Annotated in this window: 15 protein-coding genes; 5 read left to right on the top strand and 10 right to left on the bottom strand. The window is 30.5% G+C overall.

The window, feature by feature from the left end; genetic code table 11:
• Positions 1–39: 39 nt before the first annotated feature.
• Together EGM88_RS10025 and aspS are read right to left on the bottom strand one after the other, a co-directional pair.
• Entirely contained in the window at positions 40–1,836 is a 1,797-nt protein-coding gene (locus EGM88_RS10025) for a chloride channel protein (RefSeq protein ID WP_123898088.1), read from the bottom strand.
• A 16-nt stretch (positions 1,837–1,852) separates the two neighbouring features.
• Positions 1,853–3,598: an aspartate--tRNA ligase gene (gene aspS / locus EGM88_RS10030; RefSeq protein WP_123898090.1), complete on the bottom strand. Its 1,746-nt coding sequence runs from the start codon at positions 3,596–3,598 to the stop codon at positions 1,853–1,855.
• Positions 3,599–3,613: 15 nt separating this feature from the next.
• Between aspS and EGM88_RS10035 the strand changes: the two genes are divergently transcribed.
• Entirely contained in the window at positions 3,614–3,910 is a 297-nt protein-coding gene (locus EGM88_RS10035; protein ID WP_123898092.1) for a hypothetical protein, read from the top strand.
• 16 nt (positions 3,911–3,926) lie between these two features.
• Here the strand turns inward: EGM88_RS10035 and EGM88_RS10040 are convergent, their stop codons facing one another.
• Positions 3,927–4,313 carry a hypothetical protein gene (locus EGM88_RS10040; RefSeq protein WP_123898094.1) on the bottom strand — a complete coding sequence of 129 codons (387 nt, stop codon included), beginning with the start codon at positions 4,311–4,313 and terminating at the stop codon, positions 3,927–3,929.
• A gap of 180 nt (positions 4,314–4,493) precedes the next feature.
• Between EGM88_RS10040 and EGM88_RS10045 the strand changes: the two genes are divergently transcribed.
• Positions 4,494–7,067: a carboxylesterase family protein gene (locus tag EGM88_RS10045; RefSeq protein ID WP_123898096.1), complete on the top strand. Its 2,574-nt coding sequence runs from the start codon at positions 4,494–4,496 to the stop codon at positions 7,065–7,067.
• 52 nt (positions 7,068–7,119) lie between these two features.
• Here EGM88_RS10045 and EGM88_RS10050 read toward each other — a convergent pair whose 3' ends face one another.
• Complete coding sequence (locus EGM88_RS10050) at positions 7,120–7,656, bottom strand: RNA methyltransferase (RefSeq protein WP_123898097.1); 537 nt, start codon at positions 7,654–7,656, stop codon at positions 7,120–7,122.
• A 194-nt stretch (positions 7,657–7,850) separates the two neighbouring features.
• Between EGM88_RS10050 and mutS the strand changes: the two genes are divergently transcribed.
• The 3 genes from mutS (at position 7,851) to EGM88_RS10065 (ending at position 11,425) form a co-directional block, all read left to right on the top strand.
• Entirely contained in the window at positions 7,851–10,424 is a 2,574-nt protein-coding gene (gene mutS / locus EGM88_RS10055; protein ID WP_123898221.1) for a DNA mismatch repair protein MutS, read from the top strand.
• Between the two features lie 136 nt (positions 10,425–10,560).
• A complete protein-coding gene (locus tag EGM88_RS10060) occupies positions 10,561–10,848 on the top strand; it encodes a Sec-independent protein translocase subunit TatA/TatB (RefSeq protein ID WP_123898099.1) in 288 nt (95 codons plus the stop codon).
• Position 10,849: 1 nt separating this feature from the next.
• The gene (locus tag EGM88_RS10065) at positions 10,850–11,425 is read left to right on the top strand and encodes a phosphatase PAP2 family protein (RefSeq protein ID WP_123898101.1); all 576 of its coding nucleotides are present in this window, start codon (positions 10,850–10,852) and stop codon (positions 11,423–11,425) included.
• 37 nt (positions 11,426–11,462) lie between these two features.
• Here EGM88_RS10065 and EGM88_RS10070 read toward each other — a convergent pair whose 3' ends face one another.
• The 6 genes from EGM88_RS10070 to EGM88_RS10100 form a co-directional block, all read right to left on the bottom strand.
• Positions 11,463–12,113, bottom strand: coding sequence for an O-methyltransferase (locus tag EGM88_RS10070; RefSeq protein WP_123898103.1), 651 nt, complete (start codon positions 12,111–12,113; stop codon positions 11,463–11,465).
• Positions 12,114–12,198: 85 nt separating this feature from the next.
• Positions 12,199–17,202, bottom strand: a complete 5,004-nt coding sequence (locus EGM88_RS10075) for a DUF4132 domain-containing protein (RefSeq protein WP_123898105.1) — start codon at positions 17,200–17,202, stop codon at positions 12,199–12,201.
• A gap of 4 nt (positions 17,203–17,206) precedes the next feature.
• Complete coding sequence (locus EGM88_RS10080; RefSeq protein ID WP_123898107.1) at positions 17,207–17,623, bottom strand: hypothetical protein; 417 nt, start codon at positions 17,621–17,623, stop codon at positions 17,207–17,209.
• 520 nt (positions 17,624–18,143) lie between these two features.
• Complete coding sequence (locus EGM88_RS10090) at positions 18,144–18,713, bottom strand: sigma-70 family RNA polymerase sigma factor (protein ID WP_123898112.1); 570 nt, start codon at positions 18,711–18,713, stop codon at positions 18,144–18,146.
• 103 nt (positions 18,714–18,816) lie between these two features.
• Entirely contained in the window at positions 18,817–19,776 is a 960-nt protein-coding gene (locus EGM88_RS10095) for a succinylglutamate desuccinylase/aspartoacylase family protein (RefSeq protein WP_123898114.1), read from the bottom strand.
• Entirely contained in the window at positions 19,757–20,644 is an 888-nt protein-coding gene (locus EGM88_RS10100; RefSeq protein WP_123898116.1) for a RimK family alpha-L-glutamate ligase, read from the bottom strand. The genes EGM88_RS10095 and EGM88_RS10100 overlap by 20 nt, the downstream gene beginning before the upstream one ends.
• Positions 20,645–20,735: the final 91 nt, after the last annotated feature.

A 20,735-nucleotide genomic window follows, 5' to 3' on the forward strand; every position in this document is an offset into this window, starting at 1 on the left:
ATTGTAAACTCCCTATAAGATGATATTCTTTTAGGGAGTTTATTCGTTTCCAGTAACATTTATAAGTGTTTGTCTGTACGCAGTTAGCAATCTTGATTTTGAGATAAAACCAAAATATTTACCATTTTTAACAACCACTAAATTCCACGCACCGGTAGCTTTAAATTTATTTAATATATCTTCAGCTGAATGTTTTTCGTAATAAATAATATCTTGAGCACTACGCATTAAGCTTTCTACTTTTACAGTATCATATAATTTTTTATCAAACATGATACCTCTAATGTCATTTAAGGTTAATATTCCTAAGAATTCATGATTTTCATTTACTACAGGAAAATGATTTCTTGGAGATTTTACCACAGCGTTTTTTACAACTTCTCCTAATGTCATTTCTGGTGTTAAAATAATAAAGTTGGTTTCTATAACCTTATCTAAATCTAACATCATTAATACATTTTTGTCTTTATTATGTGTCAATAACTGTCCTCGTTCAGCCAGTTGTTTATGGTAAATATTAAGAGGAACATATTTTTTAGTGATGATATAAGAAATTGATGAAACTATCATTAATGGTATAAACAACTCGTATCCGCCAGTAATCTCTGCAATTAAGAAAATGGCTGTTAGCGGAGCATGTAAAATACCAGCCATTAATCCTGCCATACCAACCATTGCAAAATTTGTTAATGACAATTGGTGTACAAATAAATTGCTATGATTAATTATAAGTGCAACCACATATCCTGTAACACTTCCTGTAAATAGGGTTGGACCAAAAATACCACCAACACCACCAGCTCCAAAAGTGAAAGAAGTGGCCACTATTTTAAAAACAATTAAGCCTAATAAAAGCAAAATAACAATCCAAATATTATCAGTTGGAGAATTAAATATATTATTAACCAATACAGGTTCAATATTTCCTTTTAAAACATTATTGACAGTTTCATAGCCTTCACCAAACAATGGAGGTACAAAATAAACAATAACGCCTAGTAGTATTCCACCTATAAGAAGTCGTTTGTAGAGGTTGGTAATAGATCTAGAAAAATCATTTATTTTGAAATATACTTTGCTAAAATAGACCGATACGGTACCAGATATTACACCTAAAAATACATAGAATATAATGTCTTTAAAACCAAAAGATTCTTGTAATGTAAAGTGTAATAATACATCATCCCCAAAAAAGAAATATGAAGTTAATACCGCTGATATAGAAGCTAATAACAAAGGAATCATAGAAGCCATTGTCAATTCAAGGCTAAATATTTCGACGGTAAAAACTATAGCAGCAATAGGTGCCTTAAAAATAGAAGCCATTGACCCAGCTGCGGCTGCTCCAATTAATAAGGTACGTGTTGTTTGATTTATGTGAAATAATCGTGTAAAATTAGATCCTATAGCAGATGACGTTGCAACCGCAGGCCCCTCTAAACCAACAGAACCACCAAAACCAACAGTTAATGGAGCTGTAATTAAAGAAGCCCACATTTGATGTTTAGGCATAAATCCTTTTTGTTTCGAAATTGCAAACAACGTAGATGGTATACCATGACCTAATTTCTTCTTAATTATCTTCTTCTTGATTATTAGAACAAGAAATAACCCTATTAATGGAAATATAAAATAAAAAGCCTGATGCAATTCTTTTATAAACTGACCTTCTAAAAGTTTTTGAATTAAATGTACTAAGTTTTTAATGGTTACGGCTACTAAACCCGCTAATAAACCAATAACAGCACTTAATATATATATAAATTGTTTTTCTGGAATGTGTTTGTATCTCCAGATTAAAAATTTACGCAATATTATTTTCAGTTGGTCTGGCATTTTTAATTTATAACGACTACCTTAATTTCAAATTTAGTTCTTTTAATTGACTTTCATCTATTGGTGCAGGAGCATCTATCATTACATCTCTCCCTGAATTGTTTTTAGGGAATGCTATGTAATCACGTATGGTTTCTTGCCCATTTAATATGGCTACTAATCTATCTAAACCAAAAGCAATACCACCATGTGGTGGAGCTCCATATTCAAAAGCATTCATTAAAAATCCGAATTGAGCTTTAGCTTCTTCTTTTGTAAACCCTAAATGATCAAACATTAAAGATTGTGTGGTTTTATCATAAATTCTAATTGATCCACCACCAATTTCATTACCATTTAAAACCAAATCATAAGCATTAGCTCTTACTTTTCCTGGGTCTGTATCTAATAATTTAATGTCTTCAGGTTTTGGTGATGTAAATGGATGATGCATGGCATGGTAACGGTTGGTTTCTTCATCCCATTCTAATAGTGGAAAATCAACTACCCATAAAGGTGCAAATTCTTTCGGGTTACGTAATCCTAAACGTTCAGCCAATTCCATACGTAAAGCACTCAATTGTGCTCTTACTTTATTGGTTTGTCCAGAAAGAACACAAATTAAATCGCCAGCTTTTGCACCAGTAATTGCTGCCCATTTGGCTAAATCTTCTTGATCATAAAATTTATCAACGGAAGATTTATAAGTACCATCATCATTACAACGTACATATACCATTCCTAAGGCACCAATTTGAGGACGTTTTACCCAATCAGTAAGTTTATCAATTTCTTTTCTTGTAAAAGAATTTCCTCCAGGTACAGCAATACCTACAACCAGTTCTGCTTTATTAAATACATTGAAATTTTTATGTTGAGCAACTTCGTTTAATTCGCCAAATTCCATTCCAAAACGAATGTCAGGTTTGTCATTACCATATTTTTTCATGGCTTCTTCAAAGGTCATTCTTGGAAATTTCTCTATTTCAACACTATTAATTTTTTTTAATAAATGACGTGTTAATCCTTCAAAAGCATCTAAAATATCTTCTTGCTCAACAAAAGCCATTTCACAGTCAATCTGAGTAAACTCAGGTTGTCTATCAGCTCGTAAATCTTCATCTCTAAAACATTTTACAATTTGAAAATATTTATCTAAACCACCAACCATTAACAATTGTTTAAAAGTTTGTGGACTCTGAGGTAACGCATAAAATTGACCTTCATTCATTCTTGAAGGAACAACAAAATCACGAGCACCTTCTGGTGTCGATTTTATTAAATAAGGCGTTTCAACTTCAATAAAATTTTCTTTAGATAAATAATTTCTAACAGCTTGAGTTACTTTAGAACGAAAGATTAATTTCTCTTTTACAGGATTTCTTCTAATATCTAAATAGCGATATTTCATTCGCAATTCTTCACCACCATCGGTTTCGTCTTCAATGGTAAACGGAGGTAATAATGCTTCATTAAGCACTGTTAATTCAGAAACCAAAACTTCAATTTCTCCTGTTGGGATATTAGGATTTTTAGAAGTTCGTTCTATAACTTTTCCTTTTACTTGGATAACAAATTCTCGTCCTAATTTTTGAGCGTTATCTAAAATTGCTTTAGGTGTACGTTCTTCATCAAAAATAAGTTGGGTAATTCCGTATCGATCACGTAAATCTACCCAAATCATAAATCCTTTATCTCGTACTTTTTGTACCCATCCAGAAAGTGTTACTTCTTCATTAATGTTTGAAGCGTTTAATTCGCCGTTAGTATGTGTTCTGTACATGTTTAAAACCGTTGGTTGAATAAGTCCGCAAAATTAATGAATTTTGATGGGTTTACTATCAATTTTTTGATTCAATATTGCGGTATAATTTCACCTTATTTGATGTTTTATGAACGTACTGGAGGAGGTGGGGCGATTTCAATTTTTTCTAATAAGGATATATATAAAGGCGTTTTAACGTTAATTGAATCAAATGATTTTGTGATTTTATCAAGTAGTTCAATTAGATTGTCTATTTTATCATTTGTTTCATACATAATTGTTATCCCTATTCTTTCAGGTCTATCGCTATACCTAGGGTCTTTTCCATAATTGTTATAATCTTTATTCATGATATAGTACAAACTATGATGGGAAAATTATCTGTAACCTTAAAAACAGAATCTTTAGTTACTTCTATAATGTTTTTTAGTCTGGGACAATAAATTATACCGCTTGTATAGCAAAATTGATAAAAATAAACAGTCTTTAAAATAGTATCAGATTTAAATGAAATTTTGGGTGTACTATCGTTGCAAGCTAGTTCTTGCATTCTGTTGTCAAGTTTAGAATAAGTAGGGTAATTATCAATATTTATTGCTACATAAGTACTATCATTATCTACAATTTTTTGCCCATATTCTTTTCTGATAAGAGTTTCTTTTTTTGAATGTTGCTTTATGCATCCTTGAAGAATAAAAAGAAATGCAATACATAAAAAAGAGAATCGATACATCTAATTGGGTTTGAAAAGCATGTAAATTGCATCAAAAAACAAGCCAAGTCTTTTTATTAGTTTATTAATTCTTTTTATAAAAACTACTTTGAGGTGTTAATAATAGCTCTTGGTCTAAAAAGTTATATCAAAATTAGATTTATTAATATTTTAGAGAATTAAAAACTAACACCCCAATAAATGAAAACAATTAGACCTCTAAAATTAGTATTAACCTTAACCCTAATGTTTACTTTGAGCTATGTTTACGCTCAAAAAACAGGTAATATTGTTGAATACTTCGGTAAAGAGAAAATTAACGAAGTAAGTGAAGGTAAAGTATTGCATATATTTAAAACTGGATTGGCATTAAAAATGCAGCGTTTTGGTTTTGAATCTTCCTCTTTTCCAGAAGACCCTGTTTTTAATCGATTTTTAATTGATAACAATTATAGGGCAACCAAAGCATCAACTTTTGATATTGATTTTTTAGGAAATCCTATGCAGTGGAAATCTATAAAAGTAGATAGTGCTAGCAGTTTTTCTGGTCGTGATTTAAGATCTGCTTATGTCTACTTGTCTTATAAGTCAACTTCTGAAAAAGTTGTACTTTTTGAAGCATCAGGGCATTCTGTAGCATTAATTAATGGGTTTCCTCATGAGGGCGATCATTACGATTTTGGCTATAGCTTAATTCCTATAAAACTTAAAAAAGGAGAAAATATATTCGTTCTAAAAGTAGGACGTTTTCCAAGAATTAGAGCTCGGTTAATTACACCTTCAACGGGATTGCAATTTACTACTAGAGACATGACGCTTCCTGATGTTCAACAAGAGGAACGTAAAGAATATTATGGAGCAATTAGACTTGTAAATGCTACTGAAAATTGGATAAAAGACGCCGCTATTGAAGCAAAATTGGCAGACAATACTACTAAAACAATTGTTGCTAATATGCCACCCTTGTCAGTTCAAAAAGTGCCCTTTTCTTTTACATCTGACCCTATTGAGGCTACAAAAGAGAATGTTGAATTACAATTAAATTTAAAGAATAAAAAAGGAACAACTGTTGATCATCAAAAAATATCTTTAAAGGTAAAATCTAAATTTAAGCATCATAAAAAAACGTTTATTAGTAAAATTGATGGTAGTGTACAATATTATAGTGTAGCTCCATCAATAAGTAAAGAAGAATCACAAGCATTGTTTTTGTCTGTACACGGAGCTTCTGTAGAAGCAGTAAATCAAGCGAATGCATATCAACAAAAAGATTGGGGTAATTTAGTTGCACCAACAAATCGACGTCCGTTCGGGTTTGCTTGGGAAGATTGGGGAAGGTTAGATGCTTTAGAAGTATTGGAAGATGCAACAACTATTTATAAACCTGATCAGAGTAAAATTTACTTAACAGGACATTCTATGGGAGGACATGGCACTTGGTATTTAGGAGCTACTTATCCAGATAAATTTGCTGCAATAGCACCTTGTGCTGGTTATCCTGATTTATTAGCATATCGTGATGGTTTTTCAAATCAATTGTTAACAATGTCTCCAGAAGAGCTAAAAGAACGAGGAATTTCAACTAAAGTTGTAGAACGTATGAAGTTGAAATCTGTTAATACACCTCTACAAAAAATAATTACAAGAGCCGGTACACCTAGTAGAACATTAAAATTAGAACGAAATTATTTACAAAGTGGTGTGTACGTTTTGCATGGTGAAAAAGATAATGTAGTGCCTACAGCTATTGCAAGACAAATGAGAGAGCGTTTGGGTAAATTTCATAACGATTTTACCTATTATGAGTATCCTGATGGTACGCATTGGTATGGAAACCATAGTGTAGATTGGCCTCCAATTTTTGACTTTTTTAAACAACGTACCATTAAAAAAGATTCTGCCGTTAAAAAATTAGAGTTTTTTACTGGGTCACCAGGAGTTTCGGCAACATCTCACTTTATAACCATCCATCAACAACAAATACCTTTTGAGGTAAGTTCTTTTAACTTTTCTAGAGAAAATGGAGTACACATAACAACAAATAATGTTGCATTGTTAGAAGTTGATTTGTCTCCGTTAACAGAAAATATCAGTGAAGTTACTATTGATGGAAATGTATTGAAAGTGTCTTCAAAAGGTAAAACTTTCTTTAAAAAAGATAACGAGAAATGGATTACAACATCTGCTCCATCATTAAGTGAAAAAGGTCCTCATAGAAATGGTGGTTTTAAAGATGCATTCAGAAACAATGTAGTTTTTGTATATGCAACTAAAGGATCTGCTGCTGAGAATAATTGGTATTACCATAAAGCTCTTTTTGATGCGGAAACATTTTATTATAGAGCCAATGGAAATGTTGAAATGATTAGAGATACTGACTTTTCTTTGAAAAAATACGCTGATAGAAATGTTATTATTTATGGAAATAAAGATAATAATGCCGCATGGAGAGTATTGTTAAAAGATAGTCCTATTCAAGTTAAAAATAACCAAGTAAGTTTTGGTGATAAAAAATTATCAGGCAATCAATGGGGGTTGTATTTTACTGTGCCTAGAAAAGATAGTGATATAGCAACCATTGGTGTGGTAACTGCAACTGGAAATGAAGGAATGAAAGCTGCTTATGCAAATCATTATTTAGTAAATGGTACTACCTTCCCTGATGTTGTACTTTTTGATAATCAAATATTAAGTCAAGGTATTAATGCTGTTAAACAAGCTGGCTTTTTCGGTAATGATTGGACTATTGAAAATGGAGACTTTGAGTGGAATTAAAAATAAAATAGGTTTTAGACGTGAGATTTTTTTTATTTCTCACGTTTAAAATTTAATGTTTTGTCGCTATTTTATTAAACAAATCCCATAAAACTACACCACAACTTACCGAAATATTTAAGGAATGTTTTGTGCCGTATTGCGGAATTTCAATGCAATAATTAGAAGTTGATACTACGGCTTGTTGTACGCCTTTTACCTCATTTCCAAAAACAACGGCTAATTTTTTATCTTTTGTGGGATAAAAATTTTGAAGTTCAATACTGTTTTCAGCTTGTTCGATAGATGCAATTTCAATATTTTCTTTTTTTAATTTTTTGATAAGAGTTAGCGTGTCTTCAGCATATTCCCAATCAACAGAATCAGTAGATCCTAAAGCCGTTTTATGAATGTCTCTATGTGGAGGTTGAGCGGTAATACCACAGAGATAAATTTTTTCAATTAAAAATGCATCTGAAGTTCTAAAAACGGAACCAATATTATTTAAACTTCTAATATTATCTAAAATTACTATTAAAGGTGTTTTTGAGGCTGATTTAAATTCTTCTGTGTTTAATCTTTCTAGTTCGCTATTTTTTAGTTTACGCATTATTATTTAGTCTTCAGTAAAAAATATGTAAGTTTTAGCACGTTGCTATTTAATTTTCAAAAGTAAAAAATAAATATGATGATTGTGAATAATTGATTGAGCATGATTTTAAACTCACCTCAAAAAAATGTAACTTCGCGTCTTATCAATTAATCTTTAGAACATTGGGCAAAAAGAAGAAAGTTACTCCTTTAATGAAACAGTACAACACCATCAAAGGTAAATATCCTGATGCGATGCTGTTGTTTAGAGTAGGCGATTTTTATGAGACTTTTGGAGAAGATGCTGTTAAAGCCGCAGGTATTTTAGGAATTGTTTTAACCAAACGAGGGGCAGGAAGTGAAAATGAAACAGCATTAGCCGGATTTCCACATCATTCTTTAAATACCTATTTGCCTAAACTGGTTAAAGCTGGAATGCGAGTTGCTATTTGCGATCAGTTGGAAGATCCAAAAATGACAAAAACCATTGTAAAACGTGGTGTTACAGAATTAGTTACTCCAGGAGTGGCATTAAATGATGAGGTATTGCAATCTAAAACCAATAATTTTTTAGCAGCAATTCACTTTACCAAAAGACAGTTAGGAATTTCTTTTTTAGATATTTCTACAGGTGAATTTTTAGTGGCAGAAGGCAATGAAGAGTATATTGATAAACTACTTCAAAATTTTAGTCCAAGTGAGATTTTAGTTCAAAAACAATATAAAAATAAGTTTAAAGAAGCTTTTGGTGAACGTTATTATACGTTCTATTTAGATGATTGGATTTTTCAAGATGATTATGCTAATGAACAACTTACTGAACATTTTAAAATAAAATCTTTAAAAGGTTTTGGTATTGACGATTTGCAATATGGTATTGTTGCTGCAGGTGCAATTTTATACTATTTGTCAGAAACGCAGCATAAAAAATTAGAACATATTGCTACCATTCATCGTGTAGAAGAAGATCATTATGTATGGATGGATCGTTTTACAGTTCGAAATTTAGAACTGTACTATTCTAATCAACCTGAGGCGGTTACTTTATTAGATGTTATTGATAGAACCATTTCGCCTATGGGTGGCCGACTATTAAAACGTTGGTTGGCATTACCATTAAAGAGTATAGAAAATATAAAACAACGACACGAAATAGTAAAGTATTTAATAGATAATGATGCTTTTTATAATGGAATTACTTATCAAATTAAACAAATAAGTGATATTGAACGGTTAATTTCTAAAGTAGCTACAGGAAAAATAAATCCACGTGAAGTAGTTTTACTAAAAGATTCTTTAAAAGCCATTTTACCCATTAAAGTAAATACTGAAAAAAGTAATAATAAGGCTCTACAACATTTAGGGAAACAATTACATAATTGTACTGATTTAATTGAAAAAATATCAAAAACGTTAAATAATGATGCTCCCGTAAATATCAATAAAGGAAATGCTATAGCAAGTGAGGTATCACAAGAATTAGATGATTTGAGGTCAATTTCTGTTAATGCCAAAGATTATCTGGATAATATGTTGGAAAGAGAAACAGAACGCACCAAAATACCTAGTTTAAAAATTGCATTTAATAACGTTTTTGGATATTATATTGAGGTAAGAAATACACATAAAGACAAGGTTCCGGAGGAGTGGATAAGAAAACAAACATTAGTTAATGCAGAGCGTTATATTACCGAAGAACTTAAAGAATATGAAACTAAAATTTTAGGTGCAGAAGAAAAAATTGCTGTTTTAGAACAACAAATTTTTGCTGATTTATTACAGTTTATGACTGTGCATATTCAACAAGTTCAGGAAAATGCCCAACAAATAGCAAAATTAGACTGCTTATGTTCTTTCGCTCTTACCGCAAAAGAACATAACTATGTACGTCCGAAAATAGATGACACTACAGATTTAGAAATAAAAAATGGCCGCCATCCTGTAATAGAAAAACAATTGCCCATTGGTGAGCAATATATTGCAAATGACGTAGTTTTGAATAGACATCAGCAACAAATTATTATGATTACAGGGCCTAACATGAGTGGTAAATCTGCTATTTTACGTCAAACCGCATTAATTGTATTATTGGCTCAAATGGGAAGTTATGTGCCAGCTCAACAAGCTAGAATTGGTGTTGTTGATAAAATTTTTACAAGAGTAGGGGCTAGCGATAATATTTCTATGGGAGAGTCTACTTTTATGGTAGAAATGAATGAAACAGCTAATATTCTCAATAATATTTCTGAAAGAAGTTTGGTGCTATTAGATGAAATTGGTCGAGGTACAAGTACCTATGACGGAATTTCAATTGCATGGGCAATAGCTGAGTATTTGCATGAACATCCTGCAAAAGCGAAAACATTATTTGCAACACATTATCATGAATTGAATGATATGACCGAAACCTTTGAACGTGTTAAAAACTTCAATGTTTCCATAAAAGAATTGAAAGACAATGTTATTTTTCTTAGAAAATTAATACCTGGTGGTAGTGAACATAGTTTTGGAATTCATGTAGCAAAGCTTGCCGGAATGCCAACTTCGGTAATTCATCGGGCAAATAAAATGTTAAAAAAATTAGAAGCAAGTCATTCTTCAGACGAAATAAAAGACAAATTAAAAAAAGCTACAGAAGAGGATGTTCAGCTAAGCTTTTTTCAACTTGACGATCCTTTGTTAGAAGATATAAAAGAAGAAATTTTAGCAACTAATATTGATGCATTAACTCCGATTGAAGCTTTAATGAAGTTGAATGAAATTAAACGGATGTTGATAAAAAAATAATTTTAATGCTTTAGTTTCTAATTAGATTCTTTTTTAAGAAAAGAAATAGAATCAAAAATTTGAATTATATAGCGTTGAAAATAAATAACCAATTCTTCTAAATTCTATTATCTTTGTATCTTACTTAATTCTAATTATGTATTTTTTATTTATAAGTGGAGGCGAAATATTTGTTGTGCTAATAATAGTACTTATGTTGTTTGGTGCCGATAAAATTCCTGAAATTGCTAGGGGATTAGGTAAAGGAATGCGACAGTTAAAAGACGCCACAAATGAAATAAAAAAAGAAATTACAGAGACAGCAGAAAAGCAAGGAATAGACACTGATTTAGCAAAAGACTTTAAGAACGATATTAAATCTTTAAAAGAAGATGTAAAAAGTAGTGTTGATGATATTACAGGACCCATAAAACGTAATATGTAAATTGGATGTTTTAGATCAAATAATAGAATACGACAAGAGATTATTTGTCTTTTTAAATACGTTAGGATCTGAATCTTGGGATGGGTTTTGGAAAATTCTTACCAATCAATTTAATTGGACACCTTTTTTCTTGTTACTATTTTATCTGGTGTTTAAAGCCTATGGTTGGAAAAAAGGTATTGTTTTAATATTAGTTACGGCTGCTTTGGTTACGTTTTCTGATCAATTTGTTAATTTTATAAAAGATACTGTTGCTAGGTTACGGCCAAATAACGATCCTACAATTAATGAATTAATTAGAATTTTAAAAAGACCCAAAAGTTTTAGTTTTGTTTCTGGTCACTCCACAACCTCATTTGCTGTAACAACTTTTATGATTTTAATACTAAAGAAACATTATAAATATACATTTTTATTGCTTATCTGGCCTATTTTATTTGCTTATAGTAGAATTTATATTGGGGTACATTTTCCTATGGATATTTTTATAGGGATGTTATTAGGTATTGTAATTGGTTTGATTTTTTATGAAATTAGTCTGTTTTTTTTAAAAAAGCTTCAGAAAACAAATACTTAAACCAATTAGTAACGCTTATTTAATGTGGTAGGTAGCATTAACTTTTATTTTTAACACGACTTATTGTTAACCCATCTCTTATTGGCAATAAAACAGTCTCAACTCTAGAGTCTTCTGCAAGTAATTTATTGTATGCAATCAATGCTTTAGTGTCTTTGTCTTTTGGGTTCAATTTTTCTACTACTTTTCCACTCCATAAAACATTATCTGATAAAATAACACCACCAAAATTCATTTTATCAATTACTAATTTAAAATAATTTGCATAGTTACTTTTGTCAGCATCAATAAAAACTAAATCAAATTTATCGTTTATTTTCGGAATAATATCTAAGGCATTACCTATGTACTGTTTTATTTGATTTTTATATGGAGATTTGCTAAAATATTTTTCTTGAAGTGTAGCCAATTCCTCATTTCGATCAATGGTATGTAATGTTCCATTTTTAGCCATTCCTTCTGCTAAACACAAGGCAGAATAACCAGTATATGTTCCAATTTCTAAAATAGATTTTGGTTGTATTAATTGTGATAACATAGCTAATAAACGCCCTTGAAAATGGCCACTTAGCATTCTTGGATTTAAAACTTTTTGCCAAGTTTCTCTATTTAACTGACGCAGTAATTCAGGTTCTTTTTCTGAATGAGCAATAATATATTCTTCAATTTTTTGAGGTAAAAAATCCATAGCGTAAAAGTAAAAAATCAATTTTCAAACACCAAATAGCCTTAGTAGTTTAATTAGTGAAAATAGCAATAAATAGGTTTTATTTTTAATACGAATTCAGTTGAGCCAAAATAGTTGGATCTTTAATTTTATCATCTTCAGAAAGTAGTTTCATTTTCGAAATAATTTCTGCTGATTTTGGATCGTCATCTACAAAAGGTAAAAATAAACGTCCTCTATGTTGGCTGTGAACAGGAATAATAGAAAGTCTTAATCCGTTTTTACTTATTAATCCGCTTCCTAAATGTATGGTATAATCTGCTAATTTACCATTGATTAAAATATGTCTTTCTTTAACTTCTACATTTGTTGCTTTAAATAAGCGGGCAGTTTCTCTTGCTAGTGCTCCCCGCATTTGCATGGTAGAGTGGCTAGCTTCAGGGTCAACACCACCCACATGAGCAACACTTACTACCAAATCAATATCTCGCATTACTTCACTAAACGTAACAGCATCAATATCTTTTAAAGGTATTGGTTTATAGTCTTTTCGTGAATAAAAACAAACTTGTTCTAATGTTGGAGCTTCAATATCTGATGGTGAAAACCAATCAGCCATTGCATACATAGTAGCAATATATCCCTTTTTATGATATACTTTTTGTAAGCCTTCTTCATTACTCACTGTCCAACCTCTAGAGCGTAATAATGCAATGGTTTTTTTAGGTTGAATTTGATGTCCTTGGTATCGTTCAGACTTAATGCCTAATTCAATTTCATCTTTAGTGATAACATAAAGTTCTCTAAAAATCTGTTTAAAAGGTTGTGTAAGTTTAGTGTCAAAAGCATATTTTTGATATAAATCCCATACTACATTTTCATATAAATGAGATGGATGTGCAATTACAAATGAGTCTTCTTTTTTAATTTTAATAATTTTACCTTCCGCTGTTTGTAAATTTCCATTATTCCAAAATCCAAATTCTTTTGTTTTTTTATTAAACAGTACAAGTTTTTTTAATAATGGATTTACTATAGGATGAATCAAAATTCCTGAGATTTCTTCTGCACTAAACTCATCTTCTCTTAACATAGCATTTTCTAGTGAAATTCGAGTTCTTGAGTATTGTTTTTTAAGATAAGATCTGTTGTTTTGCAATGCTTTTACAGCTTTTTCCTTTTTATACTTTGCAGGAATTGTTTTTTGTGATTTACCATCTTTAGTAACTGTAATATTAGTTTTACCGTCTTTGTTTATAATAAGTTGTATAACAACATTATCAATGGTTACTGTTGCTTGTTCCATAATGGCTTGTGTAGCCTCTGCTTCCATAGCCCAAGAAAAGCGGATACTGTCTTCAAAACCTGCATTTCTAGATAAATTATCTAGAGCAATGTTAACTGCACTTTTTTCACTTTCTTGTCGTTGAGAGCCAAATTGTTTACTTTCTTTTAAAAAATCTTGTAATAGATTATATCTTGCTAATAAGTCTTTTTTTGCATTGGCCTTGCTTAATGGAACTAAACCTAGTGCTTTTACATAATCCTTGTCTCGTTTCTCTTTAATCTTGGCTAATGTTTCTCGAATTTTTATTTCACCTAACATTACTCCAGAATATAATTTTACTTGTCGGTGTCCATTACCATCTGTAATATATTTTGCTGCATCATGTAATAGTTTCCAATTTGATTTTCCAGTTGCGACATATACTTCATTAAACCAATCTATGTCTATTGCACCTTTAACAAAATCAGCTCCTTCTATGCTTGAATAGCGAGAAATTACAGTTTCTTTTTCGGCATTCATATAATCAGAGCCATGAGCGTGAAACCACCAAATAGCATCTTCTAATTTATCTATTTTTAAATATTGTTCAATCCATGAAGCCCATTGTGGTGCATACAAAGCCAATTCTAACCAACGTTTTTTAGTAATCTTAGAAGTTTTGGCCAATTCAATAAAATCTTCAACAGTTTCATGAGGTGCAGGTACACTCTTTTTTATTAATCCGCTAAAAGTATTTTTTCTAGATTCATCATAATAATATCCGCGACTAAAATTATCTTTTCCTAAACGACTTAATAAATCAATTAAATAATGACTTCCTTTAATGGTGTTAAAGCAATTCATATAAGGTGTAGCTTCTGTTTCTAAATCACCACGTTCTAATTCTGTTTTTAGTAAGTTTTCTTTTAAACTTGTTATAATGTCTTTTGGAATTTGATCAATTCCCATTCTTTTGGTACGGTAATTAATTTTACCATCAACGGCTTCAAATAAATTGGTGTTTAATAGACATTGATAGCGAAAATCATTGTCTCCAATAGCATTATTTTTATACAATAAAACGGTGTGTAAGCCAGAAGGTATTGGTAACGACTTCTTTTTAGGGTTTATAGTTGCTACCTTAGATATAGATTCTGGTGGGTTTGGAATTGACAGTTTACATGCGGTCAAATACATTTTTAAATCCCAGTAGTGCAATAGTTGATTGGTACTTAGTTTGCCATTTTCAATGTCCTTTTCAACAGTACCCATTCCTAAATAGATTAAGTTATCGCACCAATAATTGCCATTGTTACTCCATCTATTTTTTGTTAGAGGCTCATTTTTTAAATTTTCAGGAAAGCGAGCAATCATATCTTCAAGTACATCTATTTTAAACTGTGTTAGTATAGTGTAATCAGCATTAGCCTCTTGTAAATAGCTTAGTATTGTGTTTATTTTTCGGTTAATACTGTTCCAATGAGCACTTTTATCCAAATTTATTGTTCTGAGTTCTGGTATGTATTGTTTTAAAAAAGGTATTAATCTGGAAGTTGAAGAATAGGGATTTGCAAATTTATCGCTATAATGAATTGCAGCCATCATTTCAAAATTATTTAATTTTGAATCGTTGTACCATTTTTTCCAAACTTCAGCTAGTGGCAACGCATCTAATTTTTCTTGTGCGGTAGCATCTTCACGATTATAGCGTTCGTAGTTTGTTAAGTTTACACCGTTTTCAAGTATTACTGTTTCTACACTATCATCTGCTCTTCTGATTTGATATTCGTAATTTTTGTTTTTTATAAAAAGGGCAATTAAATTATTTATTGCATTAATTGTCTTTTTTTCATTAATAATATCATTAAATAAAAAAGTTGAGGTATTTGGTTTTATCAGTTTAGATAAGAAGTTTGTTTTCTTATTTTTAAACTTTAATTGCGGTTTAAGTAAAGGTCTTAAATTATTATAATTAACGATATTAAACCCGTTGGCAAATGTAAATTCTTGAGCATTTCTTGAAAATTTATTTAAAAATACACTTTCGTTTTTCGAAAGTTTTGGTCGTTGTTTATAGCTTGCTACTTGCTCTTCAACAAAAGTTGACAATTGCTCTCTATCATGCAATATGGTTAGTATTTCTAAGCCTGCTAATCGTTGCTCTATTTTATTTGAAGAGACTAAGTTAGATGTAATTTGTTGTGTCTTTTTATCTTCTTGTTTTAAGATAATATCAATTACAAATTTTCTTAAAATTTTTGCTTTTCGAGTTAATAAGTCTTCTAAAATATCAAAATCATCGCTAGTTAATTCCATAGAATCGAAAAGACGCATTCCGGTTGCCATTACAGATTCATTTCTATCCATTATACATTGATGTATTAATGGTTTTTTCCAAGGCTCACTTTTAAAATCAATACTAGGCAATTCTTTTTTATCATAATTATAAGACCATGTATAATGATTAGGGAAAATTTTTCTAATTAAATCTAATCGTTTTTCAGAAGGAATTTGGCTAATATCAGAAGCCAAAGATTGAACTTGATCATCACTTCCATACCGAATTAAAAATTGGTAAAAACTATCAGCAGTAACCGTATAAGAATTCCATTCAAAAACAGATCCAGTAAATTGTTTGCCTGTTTTAGGTAAAGCTTTTGCAATTTCTATACATTTATCGAACACTTCTTGTTTTAATTCAAATTTAAAAGGCACTGTTTTTAGCAACCAATAATCTAAATCTAGGTTATTGCCAAAATTATCGTTAATTACATTTACCACATCACTAAAAGTGCGTTCTGTTTGAACAATGAACATGCAGGCTAATATTTTTTTCTCTTTGGTGCCTGTTTTCATTAAATCTATGGCCAATAAGTTGGCTTTATCAACATCTGTTAAGCCAATAAACCATAAAGCGGTATACACTTCTAAATTGTCTTTACTTTTTAAGGCTTTTTCAGTTAAATTAGAATCTTTAAAATACGATTGACATAAGGTTAAAATCTTTTTAATAGTAGTGCTTTTTGGGGCTTCCCAACCAAAACCAAACCAAGTGTCAATAGCTCTGATTACACTACTAAAACGAACAAGGTTGTTTTCTAAAATAACGTTTATAAAATAATTTAAAGCACCTATAGAAGTTTCATCTAATGCTTCTAATATGGTTTGGCGTAACCCTTCTTGACGCTGTGCAGCAAGTAATAAATCTTCAACTAACTTCCAATTTTCATTAGCATTACTTAATAATAGACCCTTTATTAGATTGCGAGAAACCCCACCTATTTCATCTTCACCTTGAATTATATCTTTAATTAATTCAAATAAACCAGATTCGTTTCTGTTTAATGCAACAGCAAAAATATAGGCATGTTGACTGTAAAAATTAGTATAAACATCATATTGAGCTAGTTCTAAAATATCCAAATTAGATTGACCTAGCTTTATTGATTTGTATAACTGTTGTAGGTAAGCTATTTTATTCTTTAAATACGTATTTTTAGGTTTAGCTCTAAAAGATCTGCGATTCCAGCTTGTTTGATATGGAGTAGTTTCTATGATATCCCAAACATCTGCAATATATTTATCTTGTTTTCCGAAAAGTAAGGTGGCTAAGGTTGCTCCTTCTTTACTTTTCCATGGGTTTACGCTGGCATCTTCACCAAAATATTTTTTAAATGTGGATAAATGAGATGTAATTTTTGTAGTTACATTTTTTTTAGAAGGTGGAACAATTATTTTAGCGAGTTCCCGATATGCTTTGCTAAAATTATTTAAACTAGATTCTGATATACCACTTGTTTTTTTGCTTTCGAAATAATTACTAGCTTGTTCTTGTTTAATCATAATATTACCAATATGTTCCTGTTAAAAATGTCATGCGTATTATAGAGATTTCATCCTTTGGTTTAAGATTAATTTCTTGATTTAAAGAAGTAATTTCATTATTGTTTATAAACACTAAAAACAAACCATTTTCAAAGCCAATTAATACATTTTCTATACTTTTATCGATGTCGGCTAAGTTTTTATTATCGATGTCTCCAAAACCTATCTTTCCAGTTTCTGATTGTTCTTGTATGGCTGATGGACTTAAGAAATTTAAGAGTATAATGCTTTCTCGTTTCTTGTTAAACGTATTAACCTGTTGTTTTACACATGCAGTTAATAGCATTTTTAAATTCTTAGGCTGTTGTTCAATATCTACTTCAGTTTTATAGATTTTCTTTTTGCCTAATCTTTTTAAATTGATGGTAAATTTGTTCATGTTTTATTTTAAAAGTGATACTCTGAAAAATAGATATAAGTTTACAACCGTATTAAATTAACTTCATTATCATCACAAATATATTGTTTAGATATTTTTTAATACCCCCTGAATTCAGTGATTTAAGTAAAAAAGATTTAAAGAAAAAAATAAGAAGTATTATTGAAGAATAAATTTATCAATTTGTTAGTGCTGAGGCTGCGTGTTTTGAAAAATTAAAAATGTACGGAAAAGAAAAGTGCTAATGTTTGTCTTTTATTTTTTTTATTACTTCAGTTTGTAATAGTTCTTTTTCTTCCTTACAAAGTTTGTATTTTTTATTTGTTTTGTGTAAATGTTTGCTACAAATTTTGGTTACTGTTGCATTTTGTTTAGAGTATGTTCTACAGAGTTTACAGCTAAAAATATGATACCTTAATTTGATTATCTCCCAAAAAGAAGCTTCTTTGTATTGGCTTTTATTACAAATTGTAGTAGCCTCATCGCAGTTAATAATAAATTTTTTACTCATAATAAAATGCTATTTTGCAAACCAATTATCTTCTAGACATTTTCTTAATTGATGTCTCGCTCTATGTATAATTACCCATAAATTAGACGATGTAATACCCATCTCATTACAAATTTCTTCGGTTTGAAAATGTTCAACATTTTTTAGTATGAATACGGTTCTGTATTTGTCAGGTAAATTATCTATACATTTATTTAATACATCTTTTAACTCGGTATTTTCAATGTCATTTTCAACTTTATTATCCCATAATTGGGGTACACGTTCTTCTAACCAACTTCCTTTTTTATCTCCTTCTTCATAAAAATTGACTTTTAGCTCTGCTTTTCCTTTTTTAGAATTAATTTTTCTATAGTGATCAATTATTTTTCGTTTTAATATGGAAATAAGCCATGTGCGTTCTGAAGCTTGTCCTCTGTAATTTTCAGCAGCTTTTAATGCTGAAAAAAAAGTTTCTTGTACTAAATCTTTAGCTTGCTCGTGGTTGTTAACACGTGTAACGGTATAATTAAATAAAAAATCTGCATAGTTTTTTACCCAATTATTTGGTTCTAGGCTATATTTTGTTTCCGTTGACATATATGGTTTACGAACTTTGGTACAAAATACGATAAAAAAATGTTTTAATTATTAAAAAATAAAAAATGGTTAACAACTGTTCTTCATACTCTGATATTCTTTGTTATTTACCAATATGAAAAAGTGCGTCTCCTCTATTGATTACTGGAAAGTGATTTACTGCAATAATATAGCCATTATAGGGAGCTTTTACACTTATGGTTGATGTTCCGTATGTATCTGTAATGTATGCTAAAAGTTGTCCTTTGGTGACTTTATCTCCATTTTTTACTCTTAAGTTTAACATTCCTGCAATTTTAGCTCTAATCCACTTTCTGCTTGTTATTTCAATAGATGGATGTATTTTTTTTAATTTTCTTTTCGGAATCATGTCAAAATGCTCCAAAATATTTAAAATACCTTCTTTACCTTTTTTAATAGCAAATTTGTTAAACCTTAGAGATTCGCCACCTTCATACACAATTATAGGAATGTTGTAGTTGTGAGCTGCTTTTCTAAATGATTTAGAAATTAACTTTGAAGCGAGTAGATAGGGTGCATTAAAAATTTCTGCTAAAGTTTTTCCTTCTTTAGATTCTGGTGTGTATCTTATTTGTGGGTAGTTACTCCGTTGTTTTCCTCCTGTATGTATGTCTATTCCAAAATCAATATTTTTTGCAATTTCTCTGATGTGAAAGTAAGCAATTCTACTGGCCAAAGAACCTGTTTTCGATCCTGGAAAACTACGGTTTACATCTTTGTCGTGTACATCTCTAGAAAAGTGTAAGAATCCAAAAACATTCAATAACGGAACTACAATTACACAACCTTTTTTAACATTAAAATAGTTTTTGCTCAGCATGCTACGAACTATTTCAATACCATTTAGTTCGTCTCCATGTAAACCGGCTTGAACTAACACGGTTGGTCCAGCTTCTTTGCCATTAAAAACATAGGTTGGAATTTCAATTTTGGTTCCTGTAGCCAATCTGTCAATTTCAAATTTTATAAGTTTTTGCTCTCCCAACCCCACTTCAATACCTTTTAGGTTTACAGGTTCGTTTTTAAATTCTTTTTCGAACATTTTTTTCTATATGTTTTATAATATAATATGCTACATTAATTTGAGTGTAAGCCTCAATGCCTTGTAATCCTGGAGAAGCATTTACTTCTAATAGTAGAGGGCCTTTTTTAGATCTAATAATATCAACTCCTGCAATTGGTAAATTTAAATGTTTTGAGGCTTCTAAGGCCATCTTCTTTTCTTGGTTTGTTAGGTAAGCTATTTCTCCAGTGCCACCTCGATGTAGGTTTGACCTAAATTCGTCTATTTCTCCTTTTCTTTTCATAGAGGCGATAATTTGATCACCAGCAACTATTATCCGAACATCTTCACTGTTAGATTCTTCAATAAATTCTTGCACTAAAAAACTAGTATTCATATTGTAAAAAGTATCCATGATAGACTTAGCTGATTTTCGAGATTCAGCTAAAATAACACCAGTGCCTTGCGTACCTTCTTGTAATTTTATAATAACGGGTGGCCCACCTAACAATTCAATTTGTTCGTCAATGTTTTTAGGATTAATAGAAAAAACAGTTTGAGGAATAGGAATGTTTTTCTGATTCATTATTTGTAAGGTGCGAATTTTGTTCTGAGCTCTTAAAATTCCCAAAGAACTGGCAGTACTATATACACCATTCATTTCAAATTCTTTAACAATGGCGGCTCCATGTTTACTTACTGAAGTACCTATTCTAGGGATAATTACATCAGGAATGTCAATGATGTTTTTACCTTCAAAAATTAGTTGTGGTTTGCCTTTTCCTAATTTTACTGAACATTGAGTGTGATTAATAACATGAATGGAATGCCCTAAGTTTTTGGCTTCTTGAACTAATCTATTTGTAGAATAGATGTTTTTACCAACGGAAAGAATATAGATATTCATTGATTTTATTTAGCTAAAATGATTTATATTTATAAGAAAGCTTGTATTTGTGTTAAGTATCACTTCTTGTGGGGCTATAAAATGAATGTTT

Source organism: Aureibaculum marinum (genome assembly GCF_003813905.1).
GTDB lineage: Bacteria > Bacteroidota > Bacteroidia > Flavobacteriales > Flavobacteriaceae > Aureibaculum > Aureibaculum marinum.

Coding starts and splice junctions, on each gene's coding strand:
- EGM88_RS10025 (WP_123898088.1), bottom strand. CDS start 1,836: ATGCCAGACCAACTGAAAATAATATTGCGTAAATTTTTAATCTGGAGA.
- aspS (WP_123898090.1), bottom strand. CDS start 3,598: ATGTACAGAACACATACTAACGGCGAATTAAACGCTTCAAACATTAAT.
- EGM88_RS10040 (WP_123898094.1), bottom strand. CDS start 4,313: ATGTATCGATTCTCTTTTTTATGTATTGCATTTCTTTTTATTCTTCAA.
- EGM88_RS10045 (WP_123898096.1), top strand. CDS start 4,494: ATGAAAACAATTAGACCTCTAAAATTAGTATTAACCTTAACCCTAATG.
- EGM88_RS10050 (WP_123898097.1), bottom strand. CDS start 7,656: ATGCGTAAACTAAAAAATAGCGAACTAGAAAGATTAAACACAGAAGAA.
- mutS (WP_123898221.1), top strand. CDS start 7,851: ATGAAACAGTACAACACCATCAAAGGTAAATATCCTGATGCGATGCTG.
- EGM88_RS10060 (WP_123898099.1), top strand. CDS start 10,561: ATGTATTTTTTATTTATAAGTGGAGGCGAAATATTTGTTGTGCTAATA.
- EGM88_RS10070 (WP_123898103.1), bottom strand. CDS start 12,113: ATGGATTTTTTACCTCAAAAAATTGAAGAATATATTATTGCTCATTCA.
- EGM88_RS10075 (WP_123898105.1), bottom strand. CDS start 17,202: ATGATTAAACAAGAACAAGCTAGTAATTATTTCGAAAGCAAAAAAACA.
- EGM88_RS10080 (WP_123898107.1), bottom strand. CDS start 17,623: ATGAACAAATTTACCATCAATTTAAAAAGATTAGGCAAAAAGAAAATC.
- EGM88_RS10090 (WP_123898112.1), bottom strand. CDS start 18,713: ATGTCAACGGAAACAAAATATAGCCTAGAACCAAATAATTGGGTAAAA.
- EGM88_RS10095 (WP_123898114.1), bottom strand. CDS start 19,776: ATGTTCGAAAAAGAATTTAAAAACGAACCTGTAAACCTAAAAGGTATT.
- EGM88_RS10100 (WP_123898116.1), bottom strand. CDS start 20,644: ATGAATATCTATATTCTTTCCGTTGGTAAAAACATCTATTCTACAAAT.